22 protein-coding genes and 1 pseudogene are annotated in these 21,526 nt (G+C 47.0%); 15 read left to right on the top strand and 8 right to left on the bottom strand.

Annotation, left to right across the window (positions count from 1 at the left end; genetic code table 11):
- From QUB37_RS21505 to ndhC, 4 genes are all read right to left on the bottom strand, one after another.
- Positions 1 to 777, bottom strand: a 777-nt coding sequence (locus QUB37_RS21505) for a hypothetical protein (protein WP_333165883.1), incomplete at its 3' end; no start/stop codon positions are given.
- 152 nt (positions 778 to 929) lie between these two features.
- Entirely contained in the window at positions 930 to 1,433 is a 504-nt protein-coding gene (locus tag QUB37_RS21500; protein WP_333165880.1) for an NAD(P)H-quinone oxidoreductase subunit J, read from the bottom strand.
- Entirely contained in the window at positions 1,426 to 2,148 is a 723-nt protein-coding gene (gene ndhK / locus QUB37_RS21495) for a photosynthetic/respiratory NAD(P)H-quinone oxidoreductase subunit K (RefSeq protein WP_333165878.1), read from the bottom strand. Before ndhK ends, QUB37_RS21500 begins: the two co-directional genes overlap by 8 nt.
- Entirely contained in the window at positions 2,139 to 2,501 is a 363-nt protein-coding gene (ndhC, locus tag QUB37_RS21490; RefSeq protein ID WP_006635500.1) for a photosynthetic/respiratory NAD(P)H-quinone oxidoreductase subunit C, read from the bottom strand. The genes ndhK and ndhC overlap by 10 nt, the downstream gene beginning before the upstream one ends.
- Positions 2,502 to 2,867: 366 nt before the next feature.
- Here ndhC and QUB37_RS21485 point away from each other — a divergent pair, with 366 nt between their 5' ends.
- The 8 genes from QUB37_RS21485 (at position 2,868) to QUB37_RS21450 (ending at position 8,230) form a co-directional block, all read left to right on the top strand.
- Positions 2,868 to 3,203 (top strand): rubredoxin, encoded by a 336-nt coding sequence (locus QUB37_RS21485; RefSeq protein WP_333165876.1) that lies wholly within the window; start codon positions 2,868 to 2,870, stop codon positions 3,201 to 3,203.
- Complete coding sequence (locus tag QUB37_RS21480) at positions 3,190 to 4,203, top strand: photosynthesis system II assembly factor Ycf48 (protein WP_333042721.1); 1,014 nt, start codon at positions 3,190 to 3,192, stop codon at positions 4,201 to 4,203. The genes QUB37_RS21485 and QUB37_RS21480 overlap by 14 nt, the downstream gene beginning before the upstream one ends.
- 56 nt (positions 4,204 to 4,259) lie before the next feature.
- The gene (gene psbE, locus QUB37_RS21475; RefSeq protein WP_333139432.1) at positions 4,260 to 4,511 is read left to right on the top strand and encodes a cytochrome b559 subunit alpha; all 252 of its coding nucleotides are present in this window, start codon (positions 4,260 to 4,262) and stop codon (positions 4,509 to 4,511) included.
- A 20-nt stretch (positions 4,512 to 4,531) separates the two neighbouring features.
- The gene (gene psbF, locus QUB37_RS21470; RefSeq protein WP_006635504.1) at positions 4,532 to 4,669 is read left to right on the top strand and encodes a cytochrome b559 subunit beta; all 138 of its coding nucleotides are present in this window, start codon (positions 4,532 to 4,534) and stop codon (positions 4,667 to 4,669) included.
- Positions 4,670 to 4,678: 9 nt separating this feature from the next.
- Positions 4,679 to 4,801, top strand: coding sequence for a photosystem II reaction center protein L (locus tag QUB37_RS21465; protein WP_015176850.1), 123 nt, complete (start codon positions 4,679 to 4,681; stop codon positions 4,799 to 4,801).
- 69 nt (positions 4,802 to 4,870) lie between these two features.
- Positions 4,871 to 4,993, top strand: coding sequence for a photosystem II reaction center protein J (locus tag QUB37_RS21460; RefSeq protein ID WP_006635506.1), 123 nt, complete (start codon positions 4,871 to 4,873; stop codon positions 4,991 to 4,993).
- Between the two features lie 333 nt (positions 4,994 to 5,326).
- Positions 5,327 to 7,579, top strand: a complete 2,253-nt coding sequence (locus QUB37_RS21455) for a transglycosylase domain-containing protein (protein ID WP_333165873.1) — start codon at positions 5,327 to 5,329, stop codon at positions 7,577 to 7,579.
- Positions 7,580 to 8,071: 492 nt separating this feature from the next.
- Entirely contained in the window at positions 8,072 to 8,230 is a 159-nt protein-coding gene (locus QUB37_RS21450; protein ID WP_333165870.1) for a hypothetical protein, read from the top strand.
- 88 nt (positions 8,231 to 8,318) lie between these two features.
- Here the strand turns inward: QUB37_RS21450 and QUB37_RS21445 are convergent.
- Both QUB37_RS21445 and QUB37_RS21440 read right to left on the bottom strand, forming a co-directional pair.
- Positions 8,319 to 8,453: pseudogene (locus QUB37_RS21445) on the bottom strand (glycosyltransferase family 2 protein); the annotation flags it as partial.
- A 63-nt stretch (positions 8,454 to 8,516) separates the two neighbouring features.
- Positions 8,517 to 9,062: a phosphatase domain-containing putative toxin gene (locus QUB37_RS21440; RefSeq protein ID WP_333165867.1), complete on the bottom strand. Its 546-nt coding sequence runs from the start codon at positions 9,060 to 9,062 to the stop codon at positions 8,517 to 8,519.
- Positions 9,063 to 9,119: 57 nt separating this feature from the next.
- Here QUB37_RS21440 and QUB37_RS21435 point away from each other — a divergent pair, with 57 nt between their 5' ends.
- On the top strand, positions 9,120 to 9,758 hold the full coding sequence (locus QUB37_RS21435) for a pentapeptide repeat-containing protein (protein WP_333165864.1): 639 nt from the start codon (positions 9,120 to 9,122) through the stop codon (positions 9,756 to 9,758).
- A 116-nt stretch (positions 9,759 to 9,874) separates the two neighbouring features.
- Here the strand turns inward: QUB37_RS21435 and QUB37_RS21430 are convergent, their stop codons facing one another.
- The gene (locus tag QUB37_RS21430) at positions 9,875 to 13,525 is read right to left on the bottom strand and encodes an eIF2A-related protein (protein WP_333165862.1); all 3,651 of its coding nucleotides are present in this window, start codon (positions 13,523 to 13,525) and stop codon (positions 9,875 to 9,877) included.
- 460 nt (positions 13,526 to 13,985) lie between these two features.
- On the opposite strand from QUB37_RS21430, the gene QUB37_RS21425 reads away from it, so the two are divergent.
- The 3 genes from QUB37_RS21425 to QUB37_RS21415 all read left to right on the top strand — a co-directional run bounded on the left by QUB37_RS21425 (position 13,986) and on the right by QUB37_RS21415 (position 18,414).
- A complete protein-coding gene (locus QUB37_RS21425) occupies positions 13,986 to 14,855 on the top strand; it encodes a hypothetical protein (protein ID WP_333165859.1) in 870 nt (289 codons plus the stop codon).
- Between the two features lie 138 nt (positions 14,856 to 14,993).
- Positions 14,994 to 17,048: a hypothetical protein gene (locus QUB37_RS21420; RefSeq protein WP_333165856.1), complete on the top strand. Its 2,055-nt coding sequence runs from the start codon at positions 14,994 to 14,996 to the stop codon at positions 17,046 to 17,048.
- A gap of 139 nt (positions 17,049 to 17,187) precedes the next feature.
- Positions 17,188 to 18,414 carry a TIGR03032 family protein gene (locus QUB37_RS21415; RefSeq protein ID WP_333165853.1) on the top strand — a complete coding sequence of 409 codons (1,227 nt, stop codon included), beginning with the start codon at positions 17,188 to 17,190 and terminating at the stop codon, positions 18,412 to 18,414.
- A gap of 200 nt (positions 18,415 to 18,614) precedes the next feature.
- Here QUB37_RS21415 and QUB37_RS21410 read toward each other — a convergent pair whose 3' ends face one another.
- Entirely contained in the window at positions 18,615 to 18,932 is a 318-nt protein-coding gene (locus QUB37_RS21410) for a hypothetical protein (RefSeq protein WP_333165850.1), read from the bottom strand.
- A gap of 207 nt (positions 18,933 to 19,139) precedes the next feature.
- On the opposite strand from QUB37_RS21410, the gene QUB37_RS21405 reads away from it, so the two are divergent.
- The 3 genes from QUB37_RS21405 to QUB37_RS21395 all read left to right on the top strand — a co-directional run bounded on the left by QUB37_RS21405 (position 19,140) and on the right by QUB37_RS21395 (position 21,501).
- Positions 19,140 to 19,472 carry a hypothetical protein gene (locus QUB37_RS21405; protein WP_333165847.1) on the top strand — a complete coding sequence of 111 codons (333 nt, stop codon included), beginning with the start codon at positions 19,140 to 19,142 and terminating at the stop codon, positions 19,470 to 19,472.
- A gap of 676 nt (positions 19,473 to 20,148) precedes the next feature.
- Positions 20,149 to 20,613 (top strand): hypothetical protein, encoded by a 465-nt coding sequence (locus QUB37_RS21400; RefSeq protein ID WP_333165845.1) that lies wholly within the window; start codon positions 20,149 to 20,151, stop codon positions 20,611 to 20,613.
- A gap of 66 nt (positions 20,614 to 20,679) precedes the next feature.
- The gene (locus tag QUB37_RS21395) at positions 20,680 to 21,501 is read left to right on the top strand and encodes an ADYC domain-containing protein (protein ID WP_333165843.1); all 822 of its coding nucleotides are present in this window, start codon (positions 20,680 to 20,682) and stop codon (positions 21,499 to 21,501) included.
- Positions 21,502 to 21,526 lie beyond the last annotated feature (25 nt).

Raw genomic sequence — 21,526 nt, 5'->3', positions numbered from 1 at the left:
TTGAGGTGAATTGGAGTTTAATGAATTTAACTCATAAAGCTTTCTTTCTAATTGGTTTTTTTCTTGCTCTAGCTGGTTATTATCTATCTCTAAAGGTTGAACTCGGTCTAGTTCTCGTCTTATTTCTGACTCTAAAGAGTTTTGGCTAGCTCGGAGTTGTAGATTATCTTGTGTCAATCTAGTATTATTATCTTTAACTTGATTTAACTCTCTTCTCAGAACGTCTATTTCTTGCTGTAAATCCGTATTTGTTTTAATGAGAGATTGATTTAGGGCTATGACTTCATTAAGCTGTCTAGTAACCTCTTGAACTTTCTCGATTAAAAATTCCCACGTTATAAACTCTATATCTTGACTACTGAGAGAACCACCCAATTCTTGAATAAGAACTTTTTTATGACCTTCTAGTTCTTCAACTTTTTGTTCAAAGTAAATATTTTCAATACGAAGATTTGTTGAAATTTTCCTTACTTCATCTCTTTCGCTCTCAACGCTTGCTAACTGTTGTTGTAGCTTGTGAACCGTCTGCTTCAAAGAATTGTTCTCAGTAGTAGCTGCCTTAAGTTCTGCCTCTGTTTGCTTAAATCTTGCAAGGATTTGAACTATAAAGGCGGTAAATAGGTTATTTCCTTGTTGTAACTGCTTGTTTATTTGCCTAAGCTCAACTGTCTGTGCTTTGAGCTGGTTATCATTCGGTTTGTTCTTACCCCTGCGAAGTTGCAGGTAAATTATTACGATACTTAGTAAAGCTATTAAACCCGCAGTTTCGTAAACCATACGAATAATTTTGTGAAAATTGCGTTTTTGGACATCGGTTCCCAGGCAGAGCCTAGCAAGCCGTTAATTTAAAAAACAGAGGGCGAGTTTCGCATAAAACTCAACTTTTAAAGTCCAATTTTATGCTCTAAACCCGCCCTCGCAAAACTCCCTTAATAAGCGTCTTGCAATTCGTAAAAATCAGGGGAAATGTAATCTTTCCGCAGTGGCCAGCCTACCCAATCTTCGTTCATCAAAATCCGTTTCAGATTCGGATGTCCTTCATAGACTATGCCGTACATATCATAGGATTCCCGCTCTTGAAAGTCGGCTGCTTTCCAAATCCAGTAGACTGATGGCACTCTGGGATCTTCGCGGGGTACGAATACTTTGACGCGGACTTCTTCAGGCTTGGAAGCATTGTCTGTCAGTTTAACCAAGTGGTAGACGCTGACTAAATCTTGTCCCGGCCCTTGGTCGTAGGCGCACTGGCACTGCATATAATTAAACCCGTAGGCATACAGTGCTGTTGACATCGGAATTAAGAAGTCTCGATCGACCTTTAATATCTCCACGCCCAAATTATCGGCCGCTAAAGCTTCGTGTTCAAAGCCATTTTGAGTCAACCACTGGGAAACCTTCCCGGCTTCAACAATTGCAGATTCTGTCTCAGCCACGGTTTACCTCCTGTTTTTGTCCGGCAAGCAGGGCCGGCGGTACTGGCATTCCCATTGCTTCTGTCAATTCCTTCGGCGGCGCTATTCGGCCTGGAACTGACAAATATTTGCCGTCCAAGATGTCGGCTACTACTTTCATTTTGTGGGGTCTGGTGTAGTAGCGGTGGGTTGGCAGCAATCTGGCCCGTTCTTGCATGGAATCGTTGGCGATTTTTTTCCGCAGTTTGATAATGGCGTCAATAATCGCTTCTGGGCGGGGGGGACAGCCGGGGATGTACACGTCTACAGGAATCAGTTTGTCAACGCCTCTGACTGCTGTGGGGGAGTCCATGCTGAACATTCCGCCGGTGATAGTGCAAGCGCCCATCGCGATGACGTATTTGGGTTCCGGCATTTGTTCGTACAGCCGCACCAAGATGGGGGCGTACTTCATGGTAATTGTGCCGGCGGTGATGATCAAGTCGGCTTGCCGGGGGCTCGATCGCGGTACTAAGCCGAATCTGTCGAAGTCAAAGCGCGATCCGATCAAAGCTGCAAATTCGATGAAGCAGCAGGCTGTGCCGAAAAGCAGCGGCCACAGGCTCGAAAGTCTCGCCCAATTGTAGAGGTCATCCACTGTTGTCAAGATGACGTTCTCTGAGAGTTGCGATGTAACTTCGGGGCGCTCTACAGGGTTGATCAGCGCTTTTTGTGATTTGTCAGAACTTAAGACCATTCCAAGGCTCCTTTGCGCCATGCATAGACAAGAGCAATAACGAGGATCGTGATAAAAAACAAGGCTTCGATGAAAGCCAACAGTCCTAGCTGGTTGAAAGCAACCGCCCAAGGATAGAGGAAGACGGTCTCTACGTCGAAGATGACGAAGACCAAGGCGAACATATAATATCTGATGTTGAACTGAATCCAGGCTCCGCCGATCGGCTCGACGCCGGATTCGTAGGTAGTGCGTCGGTCGTAGGGACGACTTTTGGGGCGCAGTACCTTAGACGCCGTGAGGGCGAGGATAGGAACTAGGCTGGAAATTAACAGGAAGCCTAAGAAATACTCGTAGCCGCTGAGTGCAAACACGGTGAATAATTACTGCCTAGGTGAAAGGGTTCTGTAACTTGTCTGTTACATTATATAGATTTTGGGTAGCTAAAATTACGAGTTGGTTGAGATTGATCGTCCATCTTCTGCAATAATTTTTAATGTATATTTTAATATTGTAACTGCCTGTGGAAGACGGGCGGCTGCCTGTGGACGCTAAGTAAGACCATCCTCGACTTAAGTGTCGAACACCCAAGTGGTGTACCTAACGTGGCATCGGCGGTTGAGACGGGAAACCTTGAAGACGAATAAGACCGTCCTAATATGAGTTTTAGTTGGAAGCCCCAACTCGAACGAAGTTTAGTTGAGGTACTTCACGATTAGCTGACCCATAATTTTGGATTTATGAGCGATCGAGCCACTGAGACCAGAACCCTTGATCGGCACGAGTGCCGCGCCTGCGGCTACGTCTATGAGCCGAAAAAGGGAAATCCTAAAATTGACATTGCCCCGGGCACGGCTTTTGAAGATTTGCCCCAAACTTGGGTCTGTCCCGTTTGCGGGGCGCGCAAATCGCTGTTTCAAAATCTCGGTCAGATGGAAGGGGTATCGGGATTTAAGGCAAATCAGCGCTACGGTGTCGGTGTCAACGGCATGACCGAAGGTCAGAAAAGTTTGCTGATTTTTGGCGGCTTGGTCGTTGGTTTCTTGTTGTTACTTAGTATGTATGGTTTGCAGTAAAACGATTGTGAGATTTTGGCAACGAATTGTAATGTTATTGGCCGCTGCGCTCATCTGTACGAGTTGCAGCACCATCGGTTCTGTGAGTTACAACCCCTGGCAAGTGATTTCCTTGCCGACAGAAGCTAATTTGCAGGATATTGCCTTTACGGGCAATCCTCAGCACGGCTGGGTTGTGGGTTCTGAGGCAACTCTGCTCGAAACCCTTGACGGTGGCACTAGCTGGAAGCCTATAGCACTGGATATCGACGATCCGAGGTCGCGTTTTGCGTCGGTGAGTTTTTCGGGTTCCGAAGGCTGGATTGTCGGCCAGCCTTCTGTTTTGCTCCACACGAACGATGAAGGTAAGTCTTGGACGCGGATTGCTTTGAGCAGTCAGTTGCCCGGTTCTCCGAGTACGATCGCGGCTTTGGGCCCGAATTCCGCCGAAATGACGACCGATGTCGGGGCGATTTACCGGACTTCGGACGGGGGCAAAAATTGGAAAGCTGTCGTGCAGGATTCTTTTGGGGTAGTTCGCAATATCAACCGTTCTGAAGACGGGCAGTATGTTGCGGTTTCCTCGAAGGGAAATTTCTACTCGGTGTGGAAACCCGGACAAGAAGCTTGGGAACCTCACAACCGCAATAGTTCTCGGCGCCTGCAAAATATGGGCTTTACCAAGGACGGGCGTTTGTGGATGCTCGCCCGTGGTGGTCAGATTCAGTTTAGCGACCCGTCCAATCCTGAAGGTTGGGGAAAACCGTTTTTTCCAGATCGCAAGGCGAGTTGGGGTTTGCTGGACATGGCTTACCGGACTGATAATGAAGTTTGGGTAGCCGGCGGTGGCGGCAATTTGCTGTGCAGTTTGGACGGCGGGAAAACATGGCTAAAAGACCGCGAAGTAGAAGATGTTCCCGCTAATTTTTACAGGATTGTCTTTATGGGCCCCGATCGCGGATTTGTGATCGGCGCGAGCGGTACTCTACTTAAATATCAAGGTTCAGCGCAAGCTGCTTGATAGTAGAATAGTAATAGAGATTGTCTGTCAATTTGTTGTTGAAAGGAGGATTCTAAATGGCTGGTACAACTGGAGAACGTCCGTTTGGTGACATTATTACAAGTATCCGTTATTGGGTAATTCACAGCATCACCATTCCGGCTTTGTTTATTGCTGGATGGCTGTTTGTGCAAACGGGTTTGGCTTACGATGCTTTCGGAACTCCTCGCCCTAACCAGTATTTCACACAGCAGCGCGAAGAAGTGCCGATTATCTCGGATCGCTTTGAAGCTAAGAAACAAGTAGATCAGTTCATTAACGCCAAGTAATTTAACAAGGATTTGGAAAAATGACGAGCAGAACCCCAAATAATGAGCCAATTTCGTATCCGATTTTTACGGTGCGGTGGTTGGCAGTTCATACTTTAGGCGTCCCAACAATTTTCTTTTTGGGCGCGATCGCAGCAATGCAATTTATTCAACGATAGGAGTTTACAATGCCTGAGCGCGTTCCTAATCCCAACGAGCAGCCTGTTGAGTTAAACCGGACTTCTTTGTATTTGGGTTTGTTGCTGATTTTTGTTTTGGGTATTTTGTTTTCCAGTTATTTCTTTAATTAACTGGTGTCTGAGTTGGCTTTCGATAGTTCCATCGAATTTGTTTAGCTGTAAATTAGTGAGGTGATGGCTATGTTTAGTGAAAGTGGCAGAATTCCTTTGTGGCTGGTAGCTACTGTTGCAGGCCTCGGTGTTCTCAGCATTGTGAGTCTTTTCTTCTACGGTGCTTATGCCGGTTTGGGTTCTTCGATGTAAGGAGAATCAAGCTGATTTTCGGCTTTTAACCCCCCTTGAAAAAGGGGGGTTTTAATATGCGAATTGTTGGTAAAGCAGGGATAAATTAGATCGAAAGTGTGGATGTTTTGGCAAATTTATGATAATTTAATCATCTGGCGAGAGGGGGATTTTTGGTGGTTGGATGGAGATTTGCTCAATCAACTGCTAGCCTTGCGGGTTCACCAATAACCCCAAAATCGATCGCCACTAGCCGACGATCGCCTCCTTCTGTGGGCAGATCGTGAAATTAGCCAAAAGTTGCGAGTAGAATGGTGCAAGAGCCGATCGCTCGATCGTAGTGCACAGCGAAATATGACCCCACCGCCGCCGCCCCGCAAACCTCAAACCGTCTTGGGTGCGATTACCCAAGCAGTCCAGACTATTGCTAAGGTTAATTTTAACCAGCTAGCGCTGAAACCTAATGCCAAAGTACCCGAACTGTGGGTGCAGGATGCGGGTGCAGCTAAAGCTGAGGTTTATCCGCTGTTGGGCGATCGATATTTGTTAGGTCGATCGTCGAAATCTTCAGATATTGTAGTTCGCAATCCCGTTGTCAGTCACGTCCACTTATCCCTGTCGCGCGATACTCGGCGGCGGACTCCTTTTGTCATCAAAGATGAAGACTCCACCAACGGCATTTACAGCGGCAAAAGGCGAGTTAAAAGTATGTCCCTGCGTCACGGAGACGTGTTCACTTTAGGGCCGCCGGAACTAGCCGCCGCTGTCAGAATTCAGTACGTATATCCGCCGCCTTGGTATTTGCAACTTCTGCGTTACAGCTTTTACGGCGTCAGCGGAATCACCGCTTTGATTGCCGTGTTGGTAGGCATGGAATCGACAAAGTTTCAAGTGCGGCCTCTGCCGAGAAGTATCAATGGCCCCGTGATTGTTTACGCCCGCGATGGGCAAACTCCGCTGCGTCCTCCTCAGAATAACGCTCACTTAGAATTAAAGCAATTGCAGGATTTTTCGCCTTATTTATCCAAGGCGGTACTTGCTTCGGAAGACAGTCGCTACAATTGGCATTTGGGGGTAGATCCGATCGGGGTTTTGCGCGCGCTTTTGACTAATGTTCGCGGGGGAGGAATTCGCGAAGGCGGCAGCACTGTGACGCAGCAGTTAGCGAGGAGTTTGTTTCGAGATTATGTGGGAACTCAAGATTCGGCAGGACGCAAGTTACGGGAAGCGGTAGTTGCGTTGAAACTGGAGAATTATTACAGCAAAGATGAGCTGTTGCTGACTTATTTGAATCGCGTATTTTTGGGGATTGACCTTTACGGTTTTGAGGATGCGGCTCGGTTTTATTTTGGGAAGTCTGCGAAGGATTTAACTTTGTCAGAGGCGGCAACTTTGGCCGGCATTTTGCCTGCGCCAAACAGTTTTAATCCGATTCAAAATTATCAGTTGGCGGTACAGTACCGCGATCGAGTGATCGAACGGATGCGGGCACTGGGGACGATTTCTCAGGAAGAAGCCGATCGCGCGAGACGATCGCGAATTGATATCAATCCCAAAGCTCGTCAATATCTGCAAAGTACGATCGCTCCTTATTTCTACAGTTATGTCTTTGACGAATTGGAGTTTTTGCTAGGGGAGCAGTTAGCCAGAGAAGGCAATTTTATTGTAGAAACAGGTTTAAACCCTGGCTTGCAAAAGTTGGCGGAAAGTTCCCTCCGAAATGCTGTTGAAAATGCGGGAGCCAGTGCAGGTTTTTCCCAAGGAGCCGTGGTAACTCTCAATAGTACAACCGGGGAAGTCTTAGCTTTAGTTGGGGGCGTAGATTACTTGAAAAGTCAGTTTAATCGGGCTACCCAAGCTTTGAGACAGCCCGGCTCTACATTTAAGATTTTTACCTATGCAGCCGCCCTGGAACAGGGAATCTCACCCGATAAAACTTATTCTTGCGCCCCCCTTTCTTGGGGCGGACAAAGTTACAGCGGCTGCGAAAGAACCAGCGGTACTGCTGATATGTATCGGGGTTTAGCACAGTCGGAAAATGCAGTTGCTTTGAGAATTGCACAAGATGTCGGTTTAGACAATGTAGTGGGAATGGCTAGACGTTTGGGAATTACTTCTGAACTGCGTTCTAACCCTGGTTTAGTATTAGGTGAAAGTGAAGTTAATGTGTTGCAATTAACGGGTGCTTTCGGGGTTTTGGCCAATCGGGGTTTGGGAAATCGCCCCCACGTAATTAAGCGAATTATTGACAGCAGCGATTGCAAAGATCGAAATGATTTTAACAGTTGCCGGGTAATTTATGAGTATCAAAAAGATGGCGTTGCCAATCGGCAGTTAGTTTCTGAAGCAGTAGCCGATACGATGACTGATATGCTGCAAGGTGTGGTGCGGGGAGGTACGGGCAGCAGTGCGGCTTTGGGGTTGGGAGAAGCTGGAAAAACAGGCACAACTAATGATAATAGAGATTTGTGGTTTGTCGGTTATATTCCGAGTCAGCAACTGGTGACAGGAGTTTGGTTGGGAAATGATGATAATTCTCCGACTGGGGGAGGTAGTTCAAATGCCGCTCAGTTGTGGGGGGAATATATGCGGCAGGTGGCGCGTTGAGTAGGTGCGGGGATTGGAAGAATTTTGATACGGCATTGAAATATACAATTTAAATGCGGTACAGCTTGTCAACTCAATCTCCGAATCCTCAAGGCAGAACCCATGAAAAACAGATGCTGCGATTGCTTTTCTAAGAGGGCGCGCCAGCTAACAATCCCCGCGATCAATGACATCAATACGTTATTGATTCCCAGGCTGATTAAGGTTAACTTAGCGAGGATTTTTTCAGGGCTTGGGTTGTTCGTCTCCAAAACGATCGCACATATTTTCGTTGGTCGATCGTGTGCAGTACAATAAACGCCAGGAAAGTATAAGTAATCCAGAAATGTAAATCTCCTGCAAAATTTACAACCGCTGTATTTTTAGGAAAGATACAGCGTATTCCAGGTTTATGAAGTATATCTACATGGAATATATCGAATATGCTGTATCTTTGTCTTAAAAGCTGGTCAAGGATTTGACCGGATTGCTGATTTTACAAGCGGTCAAAATGTGGTTAGATTAAGCGAAGGTTTAAGCTTTGCTCAGTTAGCAAGCACTCAAAATACTCAGGGAACTCTCATCAAAAATGTCTTGACAGGAGAGGAGTTAGGCGTGATGATTGGAATGAGTGCCAATGCGATTACATCGGCTAATTTCCGGTTGATTTAGGAAATCAAGAAAAGTACGATCGCCCCTTCGATCCAAAAGGAATCTCGCACTTCTACCAATTTTAAAAGCTGTAGCAAAAATTTAACGATTATTCATACTTCCTGCCGCGCCACTGAGTAGGCTGATTTAAAGCAGAAATTAGAATTCGCAAAAACGCCAACGGATCGGCTAACGGTGACAGCCAAAACAGCCATTTATTGGATACCTGAGTTCGATCGTAGGAAGCCGAGTCTTTTAAATCTTTTAAAACTTAGACAATTGGCACATATATATAGTTTCTATAGTGCTATATATCATGTCTCGCAGCAAGGCGACAATCATCTAAGATAGCATTAAGTTCTTCAACGACTAGCCAGGGGTTTCGACCTTTCAAACAAGCTGCGATTGCTGCTTCATAGGGATTTCTGCCAGTTTTTTTTACTGCTGCGATCGCCTGTTTGTTAGACAATCCCCGCCCGCTGACCAACCAAGCAGCCAAAACCTGTCCTGTACGTCCGATCCCCCCAGAACAGTGAACTACCACCCGTTCGCCTTTGCTATTTGCAGATTCCAAGAACGGCAATATGCGATCGATCAAAATATCGCGATCGACCAATTCAAAGTCTGCAATCGGTGCCCAGCAAACTCGATCGCACCCAAATATTTTCCGATATGTTCCCAGTAAATCATTGTAGCGGATGAGCTGGGTCTGAGCCAGCAAGCAGCAAACTTGCTTGATATTATGCCCCTGCATAAATTCAATCCAGCGGGCAACTTCTGCATCGCGGTATCCTGGTCTGGCTGCACCAAACACAATTAATTCATTCTCTGAAGCCGCAGCGAATTTGTGCATACTGTTTTGAATATTTTTCCCTATAATTAAGAAAGACGCACAAACTCTGAATCAACAGTGAAAAACAAGAGTTCGATCGCTTTAATGAACTGGCTGCAACCCAAGCCAGAAACCGTTTTGCTATGCGACTCAATTGTAGCAGCTTCTGACATGGCATTCATGCTCAAGGGTGAGTGGGATGGATGCAATAGTTTGGTGCTCCCTAAATCCGACAAAGTAGCAATTGAAGCAGCCGCTAGTTTACTGGAGACATCGTGGTGCTACCAAAATACTTGCGAACCGGTTTTAATTCGGCTGGAAGTTGACGAATTGCTGCGCCGTTATGCGATTGGAGACAGGTTTTTTATTAATGCTAACTTGCGATGCGCGCAATTGAGCCAACTTTGCTTGGAAAACATTGATTTGAGTTATGCTAAATTGAATTTGGCTAACCTCAGCAGCACTAATTTAAGCAAAGCAAACTTAATGGCAGCACAGATGGAATCGACAAATTTGAGTGGATGTAACTTGAGTAAGTCGCAACTTGTGAGGGCGAATTTATCAGGAGCAAATTTATCGGATGCTAATCTCAGAGGTGCTGATTTGAGTTATGCAGATTTAAGCAATGTTTGCTTAACAGGTGCCGATTTAAGAGGTGCAAATTTAGCGAGAACAGACTTAAGAAAAACAAGCTTAAATGGAGCGATAGTTGAGTAAAATTCGGGGCAATATCGAGGAAGGGCAGGATGCCTATCCCACAAAAGAACAGCGACAAATCGCCCCAGATTGGAGCGCGAGAAGCAGCATCTTTCAAATCGAGCGATCGCGCCCATTCATTCCCCATGAGCGATCGCGCCGAGAGCTATCAGCGTCGCTTTCTGTGCTTGAGTTAAACCTGTAACCCCAGTGATATTCATGCCTTCGTAGAGTCCGGGTGGTTTCAGTATTTTTAGGCACTCACCCGTATTGACATCCCACAGCCTTGCCGTTTCATCAGCACAGCCACTTGCTACAGTTTGACCATCCGGACTAAAACTGACTGCGTAGATTTCACGGGTATGTCCGGTGAGAGTTCTGATACATCTTCCAGTGCTGACATCCCATAGCCTCACCGTTCGATCGCAACTACCACTAACCAAGGTTTTTCCGTCTGGGCTAAAGACAACTGACCATACCCAATTGGTATGCCCAGTCAATGTTTTGATGCAGTTACCCGTATTGACATCCCACAACTTCAACGTTCGATCGGCACTAGCACTAGCTACGATTTGGCCATCCGGACTAAAGGCAACCCAAGATACTTCATTTGTATGTCCAGTGAAGGTTTTTAAGCAACTGCCAGTGCTGACATCCCATAGTTTTACACAGTCAAAACTGCTACTGGCTAGGGTTTTACTACTGGGACTGAAAGTGACGAAAAATGGGGAGAAGAAAAATATGGAATTGCTAGGTTCGGTACAAGTTCGGAAACATTGACCCGTTTGACAATCCCACAACCTGATGCTCTGGTCAAGACCGCTACTGGCTAAAGTTTTGCCATCTGGACTAAAGGCAACTCCATATACCCAATCAGTATGTCCCGTGAACGTTTTTATGCACTTGCCCGTATTGACATTCCATAACTTCAGCGTTTTGTCAGCACTCCCACTAGCGATTGTTTTACCATCGGGACTAAATGCGACTCCTATGACTGATTTAGTATGTCCCGTGAACGTTCTCACGCAACTGCCTGTATTGACATCCCACAGCCTCAGTGTAGTGTCAACGTTGCCACTAGCTAAGAGCTTACCGCAGGGACTAAAAGGAACTGCTAATACACAACTGTTATATCCGGTGTGAGTTTTGAAACATTTGCCTGTTTGACAATCCCAAAACCGAATTGTAAGGTCAAAACTACCACTCACTACTATTTGACCATCTGGACTGTTGGCGTAGCCTGCGCTACGCGCATAGGTAACGGACTCTACGCGATCGCTATGTCCGATAAACGTTCTTGCACAGCTACCCGTGCTAACATCCCACAACTTCACCGTTTTGTCATAACTACCACTCACTACGGTTTGAGCATTGGGACTAAAAGCGACTGATGTGACTACACTGCTATGTCCCGTGCAAATTTTAACGCACTTACCATCACGGATATCCCAAAGCCTGACTGTGCAGTCAGCACTGCCACTCGCTAGGGTTTGACCATCCGGACTGAAGGCGACTGCATAGACCGAATTCGTATGTCCGTACAACGTCTTAAAGCACTTGCCCTTGCGTACATCCCAAAACTTTACCGTGCTGTCAGCACTAGCACTCGCTAAAATTTGACCATCCCGACTAAAGGCGACTGAATAGATTTCATTCGTATGTCCGGTGAACGTTCTAACGCAACTATCAGTCGTGACATTCCACAAATTTACTGTGTTATCAGCACTACCACTCGCTAAAATTTGACCATCCGGACTGAAGGCGACTGAGTAGACTATATTACTATGGCCGGTATAAGTTTTTAGACAGAGACCAGTACGAACATCCCAAAGCTTCACTGTGTGGTCATAACTACTACTCGCTAGGGTTTGACTATCTGGACTCCAAGCAACTGATTTTACCCAGTGGGTGTGTCCCTGAAAGGTTAAAAGTTTTTTGCCTTTTTGCACGTCCCACAGGTGAATATTATTATCTATATCGGCCGTCGCCGCACATTTGCCATCTGGTGTCAGTGCTAGTGACGTAACAGGACTCAATATGTCAGAAAAAACCGATTGACACAGGTCAGAATTGGCGAAATTGACATTGTGCAAGTTTATCCCCTGGAGGTTGGCTTGCCAAACCGTTAGATTTGAAAAGTCATAACCGCTTAGATGTACTTGTAATTGGCGAAGTAAATTGATAATATTTCCACTTACATATCCGGTCTTTAGGGGCGGTTTCCCTCGTAACATCTCAATAATTTGAGCTAGACAATTTTCTAGAGTTTTTGAGTTGCTAAAACTCGTAATTAATCTATCGATTTCTGGTTGAAGAATGAGGCGAGTTTGAGTCTCAATCACATATTCTTTGGCTTGAGCTTTAACCAGAGCGTGACTCCTAAATAGTTGAAGGTTATCAGGTTCAAAGTTAGCAAATTTATTAGAAATTTCACCATTTAAATGCTCAACATTGAACCCAATAATTTCTTCACAAATCTGCTCAATTAATCGAGCGGTCGCGTACTCCATGACTACAGGTTGTTGTGTAAAACCATAGGCGATTTTTTCAATCAATGACCGACGTTGCAAAGAAACGATCGCCTGTAGAAGTTCGCTAGTTGATATCGGGGAGACAAAATCCTCTTGCAATTCCTCTAACAACACTGGTTCGCGATTGATGGCTAACCAGTACATAATCTCTTGTTCTCGATCGCTCAGTCGCTGAAACTGCCGCTCTAACAAATCGCGGATATCATCAAAAATAAACGAACCTTGCTTTAAAAATTCTAAAAAGCGAGAAATACTGCTATCAAAAAAATCTGTTACGCCTGAAGCTACTATTTTTAAAGCTAAGGGATTGCCGCCATAGCGTGAAATCACGCTTGTCCATTCATCTTCTGACCCAGTAAAAGACCCCTTCGCAGAGAAAATTTTTCGTCCTTGAGCTTCGGGTAAACCTGTCAGTTGCAAGCAGCGAACGGATAGGGTTTCGCCCTCTAAAGCGGTTATTCCTTGTGGTTTCTCGCGACTGGTTAGTATCAAGCTGCTGTGGTGATTTGTTTCCCCAACACATTTGAGTAACTCACCGTAACCTTCATATCCTTCTCGAAAGCGTCCCGTGCGTGAAGCAAAGCTATGCCGCACTTCATCGCCTGCTTGCAAAACCGATTCAGCATTATCCAAAACTAGCAGACAGCGCGAGGAGCGTAAATAATTTATCAACCGCAAAATTCTGCCGTCCAGGTTGCTTGGCAAGTTTATTTCTTGTTGGTTCGAGAGAAATTGAATCAATTCTGCCAGTATCTCTTCTACGGGAGGCGCATTGCGGAGACTTCGCCAAATCACAAATTCAAATCCTGATTGTAGTTGTTGGGCAAGCTTGGCAGCCAAAGCTGTTTTACCAATCCCTCCCATCCCCAGCAAGACTACCAAACGGCAATTATCCTGCACAATCCATTGTTCTAGAGTTGCCAATTCGTAACTACGACCGTAGAAAACCGAGACATCGGGTGCCTCGCCCCAATCTTGGTGTCTGTTGGCCATCAAGAGGGAGGATTCCACGTCTACAGACTGGGATAGAACCCGATCGCCCAAGTCAGAGATCGATCGCCAATCGATCGCCAATTTTCCACAAATTTCCACAAAAGTCGCATAATCAACGGTTTTTCCCGTGAGGAACCTGCTGAGAGTGGATAAAGCAAGTCCTAATTCTTCAGCAAAGGCTCTTTGGCTGGGAAAGCCATTGCGCTTGAGGGCTAATTTGGCGATCTGAATGCAGTCACTGCGAACTTTGAGCGATCGTGACATACCCTATTCCCCCGAAAGTTATGCAGATTTTAGCAAGTTACGCGGAAGTCGGTCACAAATCAGTACGTTCTCAGTCTCGATCTCGGTCAACGGCAAGTTTTAATCGATTTATAGAGATGAGACTTCCCCTGCGGACTCTCGCTCGAAGTAAGAAGCAGTCAATCAAAACCTCAGAACCAATACAAATGTTATTGGTCTGAGGGACGCTTTAACTCACTTGAAACACAAAATTACAAGTAATTAGGAGAAATAAACAATGGGAACTATTACGGTAACCAATACCAATGACTCCGGGTACGACTCTTTGAGCTCTGGGGTTAGTTCAGTTGTCGAAGGCACGACAGGCGACCGTCTTATAGGTACGTTGGGTGACAACGATCAGTATTTCGCTACGACAAGGGATCGCTTGATAGGTACGTTTGGTGTCAACGATCAGTATTTCGCTACGACAAGGGACCGCTTGATAGGTACGCTTGGTGGCAACGATACGATTAGTTATTATGAAATGGCGGAACCCACGACAAGGGACGGCTTGATAGATACGCTGGGTGGCAATGGCTCTTCCGGGAGTGATGGCGCGGATACTCTACTTGCTAGTTACTTCGGTGGCAATGGCTCTTCCGAGAGCGACGGTGCGGATACCCTACTTGCGGGCTACTCCGCTGACAATGGCTCTTCCGACGGAAAGAAACTTAAGCAACTCAGACCTTTAGGTCAACAACTTTTTTCCTCTCAAGAAGAAAGCGGTGAAACCATCCCAGTTGCCAGTGATATTACGCTAACCAGTGAACCCCCAGTTGTCGGTAAGACTATTACGGTAACCCATAACCGTGACTCCGGGGGTCGCTCTTTGAGAAGTGCCGTTGCTGATTCAACAAAGGTTACTCTAAAAAACCTGATTATTGCCAACGGCACAGGAGGGTCACAGGAGGAACCAACCGAGAGCGGGGGTAATGACCTAACTGGGGAGGATTACTCCGAGGCTAGCCCTTACGATACAATTCCCACTGGCAATGGCAACGACGGGTTCCGCTCTACATTGGGAATTATTAATACTGGCAATGGCCACGACTCCCTAATTGGGGGGGACTCCGAACTTCGTCCTATTTCTGAAATTCTCCTCCCCCTCCCTCCTACGCCATCTTTCCGATGGAACGGATTCCCCGGGCTCTCCGCGATTGAGCGCAGTCAAGAGGCCGTGTCAGAATTCAGTGGGATCAGTTCAGTTGAGGCCACTCTCCTCCTACCTTCGCTTCAAAAAGTTCGAGAGGCAGCACGCCGCTTGAGTGGGTTTATTACAGGAGACCACGGCAATGATTCCCTATTCTGATAAATCTGTAGAAACTCAAGCTCTGGGTCAAGATATTTAATTTACTCGATCGACCAGTGATACATGGGGAAGCTTTTTTCCGGCTTTCCCTTGATTAGGGGTGCCTCTTAGTAGTTCAACGCAATAATTATTTTTACAATGGCAACTTCATCTTTCAATCTTTCAGACCTCACCGGATCTAACGGCTTTACCATCAACGGCGTTGCCCCTTATGACACATCAGGTTATAGCGTCAGCGATGCTGGCGACATCAACAACGATGGTATTGCTGACATAATTATTGGCGCACCTGGATATACTACTAATCTTAGTGGTACTCCTGACCCCACCACCACTCCTGGTACTAGCTACGTAGTGTTCGGATCGCAAGCAGGATTCCCTGCTAACTTTGAACTCAGTACCCTTAACGGCACTAACGGCTTCGCCCTCAACGGCGTGGCGGCAGATGACTTGACTGGCTTGAGTGTAAGCGGTGCTGGGGACGTTAACGGCGATGGCAAAGATGACCTGATTATCGGGGCAATTGCGGCTGACCCCAACGGACTAGAGAATGCAGGCTCCAGCTATGTATTGTTCGGCTCCAACAACGGATTCGCTCCCAGCATTGACCTCGCTACCCTCAACGGCATTAACGGCTTCACCATCAACGGCATTGCGGCGGGAGACCAATTGGGCTCCTCAGTTAGCGGTGCTGGAGATGTCAACGGTGATGGCTTCGCTGACTTGAGTATCGGCGCACCTTATGCTGACCCCAACGGACTAGAGAAGGCGGGTCAAAGCTATGTGGTGTTCGGCTCCAACCAGGGATTCCCTACCAGCCTCAACGTCAGTACCCTTAACGGCAATAACGGCTTCACCATCAACGGCATGGCGGCGGGAGACGAATTGGGCGTCTCAGTCAGCGCCGCCGGAGACGTTAACGGTGACGGCATTGATGACCTGATTATCGGGGCATTTGGGGCTGACCCCAACGGACTAGAGTATGCGGGTCAGAGCTATGTAGTGTTCGGCTCCAACCAGGGATTCCCTACCAGCCTCAACGTCAGTGCCCTCAACGGCACTAATGGCTTTGCCATCGACGGCATTGCCGAGGGTGACTTCTCAAGCAGAGTCAGCGCCGCCGGAGACGTTAACGGTGACGGCTTTGATGACCTGATTATCGGGGCATTTGGGGCTGACCCCAATGGCAACTATGCAGGCACCAGCTATGTAGTCTTCGGTTCATCTAAAGCGTTCCCCGCCAACTTTAAGCCCTCTGGACTCAATGGCACTAACGGCTTTGCCATCAACGGTATTGCCGAGGGAGACCTCTCAGGCTTTCGTGTCAGCAGTGCCGGGGACTTCAACGGCGATGGTATTGATGACCTGATTATCAGCTCACCTCAGGCTGATACCGTTGCGGGTGAAAGCTATCTAGTGTTCGGCTCAAAAGAAGGATTCTCGGCCAGCATTAACCTCTCTTCCCTCGACGGCATCAACGGCTCTGTTCTCAACGGCGTTAATCCAGAGGACTTCTCCGGCATCTCAGTTAGCGGTGCTGGAGACATCAACGGCGATGGCGTCGCTGACCTGATTATCGGTGCCTCTTATGCTGACCCCAACGGCAAGACCAACTCTGGCTCTAGCTATGTCGTCTTCGGTAAAGTCCCCACCTTGGGCACGGAAGCCAAGGATGTGCTTAACGGTACATCTGGTGACGATGCACTCTACGGTCGTGGCGGCAACGATACGATCGCGGGCGGTGAGGGCGTCAACACTCTCTTGGGTGAGGATGGCAACGACCAGATTAACGGGGGTTCCCAAACTGATTACATCAATGGGGGCAACGGGAACGATGATATTTACGCTGCTGGGGGCAACAATACGATCTATGGCGGGCCTGGTAACGACTCGATCTACTCCGGTTCTGGCGATGACCTGATTTTGGGGGGCGCTGGCAACGATCGGATTTTCTTGGGCGGCGGAAAGGACATAGTTGTTCTGCAAATCAACAAGGGCGTCGATCGAATCGACAATTTCCAGGTGGGTCAGACAACACTCGGTCTCTCCGGTGGCTTGACGTTTCAGAACTTGGCGATCGCTCAAACGGGGAAGGATACTCTAATCAAATTTGCCAACACTGGCGAAAACTTGGCGCGTTTGAATGGGGTACAAGCTAGCAGTATCGGCTCTAGTAGCTTCGTCAATGTTTAGTGCGATCCAACTGCTTTGAGACTGTTTCAGTCTTCGACAACACACTCAGTTAGGGGAATCCGGCTCGGTTTCCCTAACTTTTCTTTCTTGTACTTCTGTGCACTTTTCAGCACATTTCCTTACGAACAAAAGACTAATCATGACAGATGCAATGCAATCAAACCGTAATGCCTTTGCGGCTAAGGAACTTCCCCTAACAATCAAAGATGCACCAGACATAGGGGCGCACAGTGGAAATTTCCTCAATTCTGCTACCCCCTCAACTAGCGCCCCCTCCCTGGAAGTCACTGCCTCCCGCCAGTTCACCTCCTGGTTAGCTGAGCAAAACCTGAGTCTTGCTTTCACCACCTATCAGGCGGGGAAAGTTTTTTTTATTGGGTTGCAACCGAATGGACAGTTGTCGGTATTCGAGCGCTCCTTTGAGCGCTGCATGGGGTTGTATGCAGAGGGTTCAACTCTCTACATGAGTTCTCTGTATCAACTGTGGCGGTTTGAAAATGCTCTCTCAGCGGGAGAAGTTCACAATGGCTATGACGGCGTATACGTGCCTCAAGTAGGTTACATCACCGGGGATTTGGACGTGCATGACGTGGTGGTAGAAGTACCCCCCCAGCCCCCCTTATCAAGGGGCGGGCAAGAAAAACAGAATTTTGTTCCCCCCCTTACTAAGGGGGGGTTAGGGGGGGTCATCTTCGTCAATACTCTATTTAGCTGTCTCGCCACAGTCAGTGAAAAGTACAGCTTCCTCCCTCTGTGGCAACCCCCATTCATCTCCAAGCTAGCGGCAGAAGACCGCTGTCACCTGAACGGCTTGGCACTGCGAGACGGGCTACCCCGTTACGTGACAGCAGTCAGCCAGAGTGATGTGGCGGACGGTTGGCGGGATAGAAGGCGCGATGGTGGGTGCGTTATTGATATCAGCAGCAATGAGATAATTCTGACCGGACTTTCCATGCCCCACTCCCCCCGCTGGTACAGGGATAAGCTGTGGCTGCTCAACTCCGGCACTGGGGAATTTGGCTATGCAGACATCGAACGGGGTGTCTTTGAGCCAGTAGCTTTCTGCCCTGGCTATATGCGCGGCTGTGCCTTCAGCGGTGACTTCGCCATCGTCGGGCTATCCAAACCCCGGCATAACAAGACGTTTTCCGGGTTGTCCTTAGATGACAACCTGCGTGCCAAAGATGCCGAACCCCGCTGCGGATTAGTGGTGATTGACCTGAGAAGCGGGGATATCGTCCACTCGTTGCGGATTGAAGGAGTGGTAGAGGAATTGTACGACGTGCAGGTGCTACCTGGAGTGCGTCGCCCGATGGCAATTGGCTTTAAAACCGACGAAATTCGCCGCGTTGTAACGATGGGCTAAGCGGGGAAGTACCCAGGGTGCTGTAAGTTGTGGCTTGGGTTTAAAAAATTAATACTTTATTGCCCACATTCGGCTCATTCGCCATTTTCTATCGCGCCAAGAGCTTTGAGCGTGGCTTTTTGTGCTTCGGTTAAAACGCATCTGCCAAAACTTTACTTTGCGATCGCCCCTACCGCTCACTATTGTTTGACCATGAAAGGTCAAAAGTTGTTTACCCTTTCCCACTTGCCACAGGTGAGTGTCAACATCCATAACACATTTGAGAATTTCACCTCTACAGACTGGGATGGAACCCGATCGCCCAAGTCAGAAATCGATCGCCAATGTCTCGCCAATTTTCCACAAATTTCCACAAAAGCCGCATAATCAACGGTTTTTCCTGTGAGGAACCTGCTGACAGTTGATAAAGCAAGTCCTAATTCTTCAGCAAAGGCTCTTTGGCTGGGAAAACCATTGTGCTGGAGGGCTAATTTGGCTTGCTTAATCCAGTCGCTGCGAACTTTGAGCGATCGTGACATACCCTATTCCTCCGAAAGTTATGCAGATTTTAGCAAGTTACTCGAAAGTCGGTAATAAGTCAGTACATTCTCAGTCTCGATCTCGGTCAACGGCAAGTTTTGATGAATTTAGTAGAGATGAGAAGTCCGATGCGGGTTCTCGATCGAAAGACATCAGTTTAACGCCAGAATTCACCATCAAGATTAGGAAAAATCCGGGGAAAGACTATGAAACCAACATTGCGAATCTTAGCAAAATTTGCTGTAATCGCCACGCTCTTTTTGCTCATTGAGTTAGTAGTTATTAATCTGTACGTTCCAGCAGCACAGGCACAGGATATTATCGAGAAGGTTACTGAAACGCAAGATTCGACCGCTGAGTTTCTGCGTACACCCAGTGCATTATCTACTATTTCTAGTGATGCAGTAGAAATAAAAACGGAAAATACCCAACTCAGTGTTGAGCAGGGAAATCAGGATCGAAATAAAGATTTGGCGTGTAATAATAAGAACTTTACCTCTTCAATTGGTGGTGGATTTTTGTCCAACACTCCATTTTAGAGGATAGATAAAACACCCAGCAATTATGCTGCTTTCAAACCAGACTGTCTAAATCCTGCTGCTAACGGAGAGTGTTGGGACAAACCTCGCTATTATTACTACGCCACATTTCCTAATATCAAAGAATGGCGGGGGAAAATTTGCGCCACGTCTGTAGAAAGTGCCAACCACACTCATGTTATTAACTATAAAACTACGTCCAGTCAAACTTGCCCAATAGGAGGACAAAAATATTGTCAACTATATGAAGGTCCAACAGTAGGTTTCCAAGTTAAAGGGCATAATCAACCAGAAAAGGAGTGGAATTGGCTGAAAAAAAATGAAAAGCTAGCTCTGTACGAGATTCCTGCAAGCGAAACACAAGTTTATAATTGGGCATGGAAGACTTCTCAACCCAGTGACTTTCGCTTGGTAGTTTGGTATGCAAAGCCGTTAGATGAATTCGATTTCATGATGGATCAGCGGACTGCCTCAAAATAAGTCAGTCGAAAGTCGGTAACAAGTCAGTACATTCTCAGTCTCGATCTCGGTCATCTGCGTGTTTTGATGAATTTGTAGATGGGATTAGAGGGAAAACAACCTCTCTTTAGCTGCAAGCCATCGGTTGCGACAATTAGTAGCTCAAACATTGCAGCAAATAGGCAACGTCTTGAAAACACAGTTGAGGATTTTCACCATGAAGAAAAGTGTATTAACCATCGCCCTTGCTACAGGAGTGTTTGCTTTAGCTTTCTCAGGGCAGGCTATTGTTAAAGGCAAAGACTTAATAGGCGCACAGTTTAACGCAGTTAACGAGCAGGGGAGAAAGCTGAACTTTCAAGTCAAAGATGTTGAACTCCCAAAAGCCCCCGAAAACCGTCCCACTTTCGTTGCCCCCCTGGGTGGCGGCGGCGTCTGGCTCAACGGCCTCAAGTTCAATGGCTGGAGTCGGAACGGCGGGCACAACGGCGTGAGAGTGAACGCTCTCGTGCTCCCGGGCACGAGTATGCAAGCCACAAAACTGCAAGGCATGGAATTGCAAAGCCTTAAAGTCGAAGGTGGACAGCTTGTAGGCGTAACGCCAGTTGCTGCTGAGATGCAAGGCAAAATGTTCGTAAACGACTGTCTCATGTATCCCTATATTGGTTGCAGGAAAAGATAGTTCTCCCAAAGATACCCGACTTCTCAAAGAAGTCGGGTATCTCAACCCCTGGCAGAAATAGAAACTATGAAAAAGACATTTATATACAGTTTTGTTGTTGTTTTTCCGGTATTGCTTATTAGCTGTGGAGTGTTTGCAAAGAATCAAAACAGCACTTATAAAACCGAACCCGACACCAGCGCGACTGCCCCGACGACTGAAATTGTTAAAGGCAAAGACTTAAAAGGCGCACAGTTTAACGCAGTTGACGAGCAGGGGAGAAAGCTGAACTTTCAAATCAAAGATGTTGAACTAGACCCAAAAGACCCCGAAAAAGAAACCTATCTTTATACAGTTTTTTATCTAGATTCTGCTGATTCTCAATGGAAGAATTTGTGTACTCCTGATGCCGAAAATGTCGCCAAGGCAATTCCGCTGACGGGTTCGTGGGATGAGACAGGAAAGCATACTGAATCGAGCGATCTCATGACCTTTGGCTGTACAAGTGGAGTTCTAGCTAAGTGCGTTCGCTTCGGCTACAAACCTTGGAAGAATGTCAAAGGCAAGTCACTGCGAGACTATCACCAAGCTTGCACGCGCATGACACGGGCCGATTACTGCGGAAACGGCAAAGGCTACACGCGAGAAGGGACTCCCATTGACATCTATGACGCTCTTGGTATTCAAAAGAAAACCCCCAACAGCGGGATGGTATTTGAAGCAGCTTGGAGTCCAGAGGGTGCGACTTTTATCAATCGACCCAGATGGTATGATACACTATCTGAAATTCGCCAAGAATGTCCTAACAAACTTAAGGATCGCATTAATGAGAGCGGTGGTGGGACAACTGCTGAAAAGGGAGCATGTCACTTTTGCGATGAGTATAAATACTCGTCAACTCCAGCATGACTTTTTTACGGATCATCAGTATAAT

This window comes from Microcoleus sp. AT3-A2 (genome assembly GCF_036705685.1).
Classification (GTDB): Bacteria; Cyanobacteriota; Cyanobacteriia; order Cyanobacteriales; family Microcoleaceae; genus Microcoleus.
The sequence above is the reverse complement of the archived record's forward strand: the minus strand, read 5'-3'. Positions and strand labels throughout refer to the sequence as shown.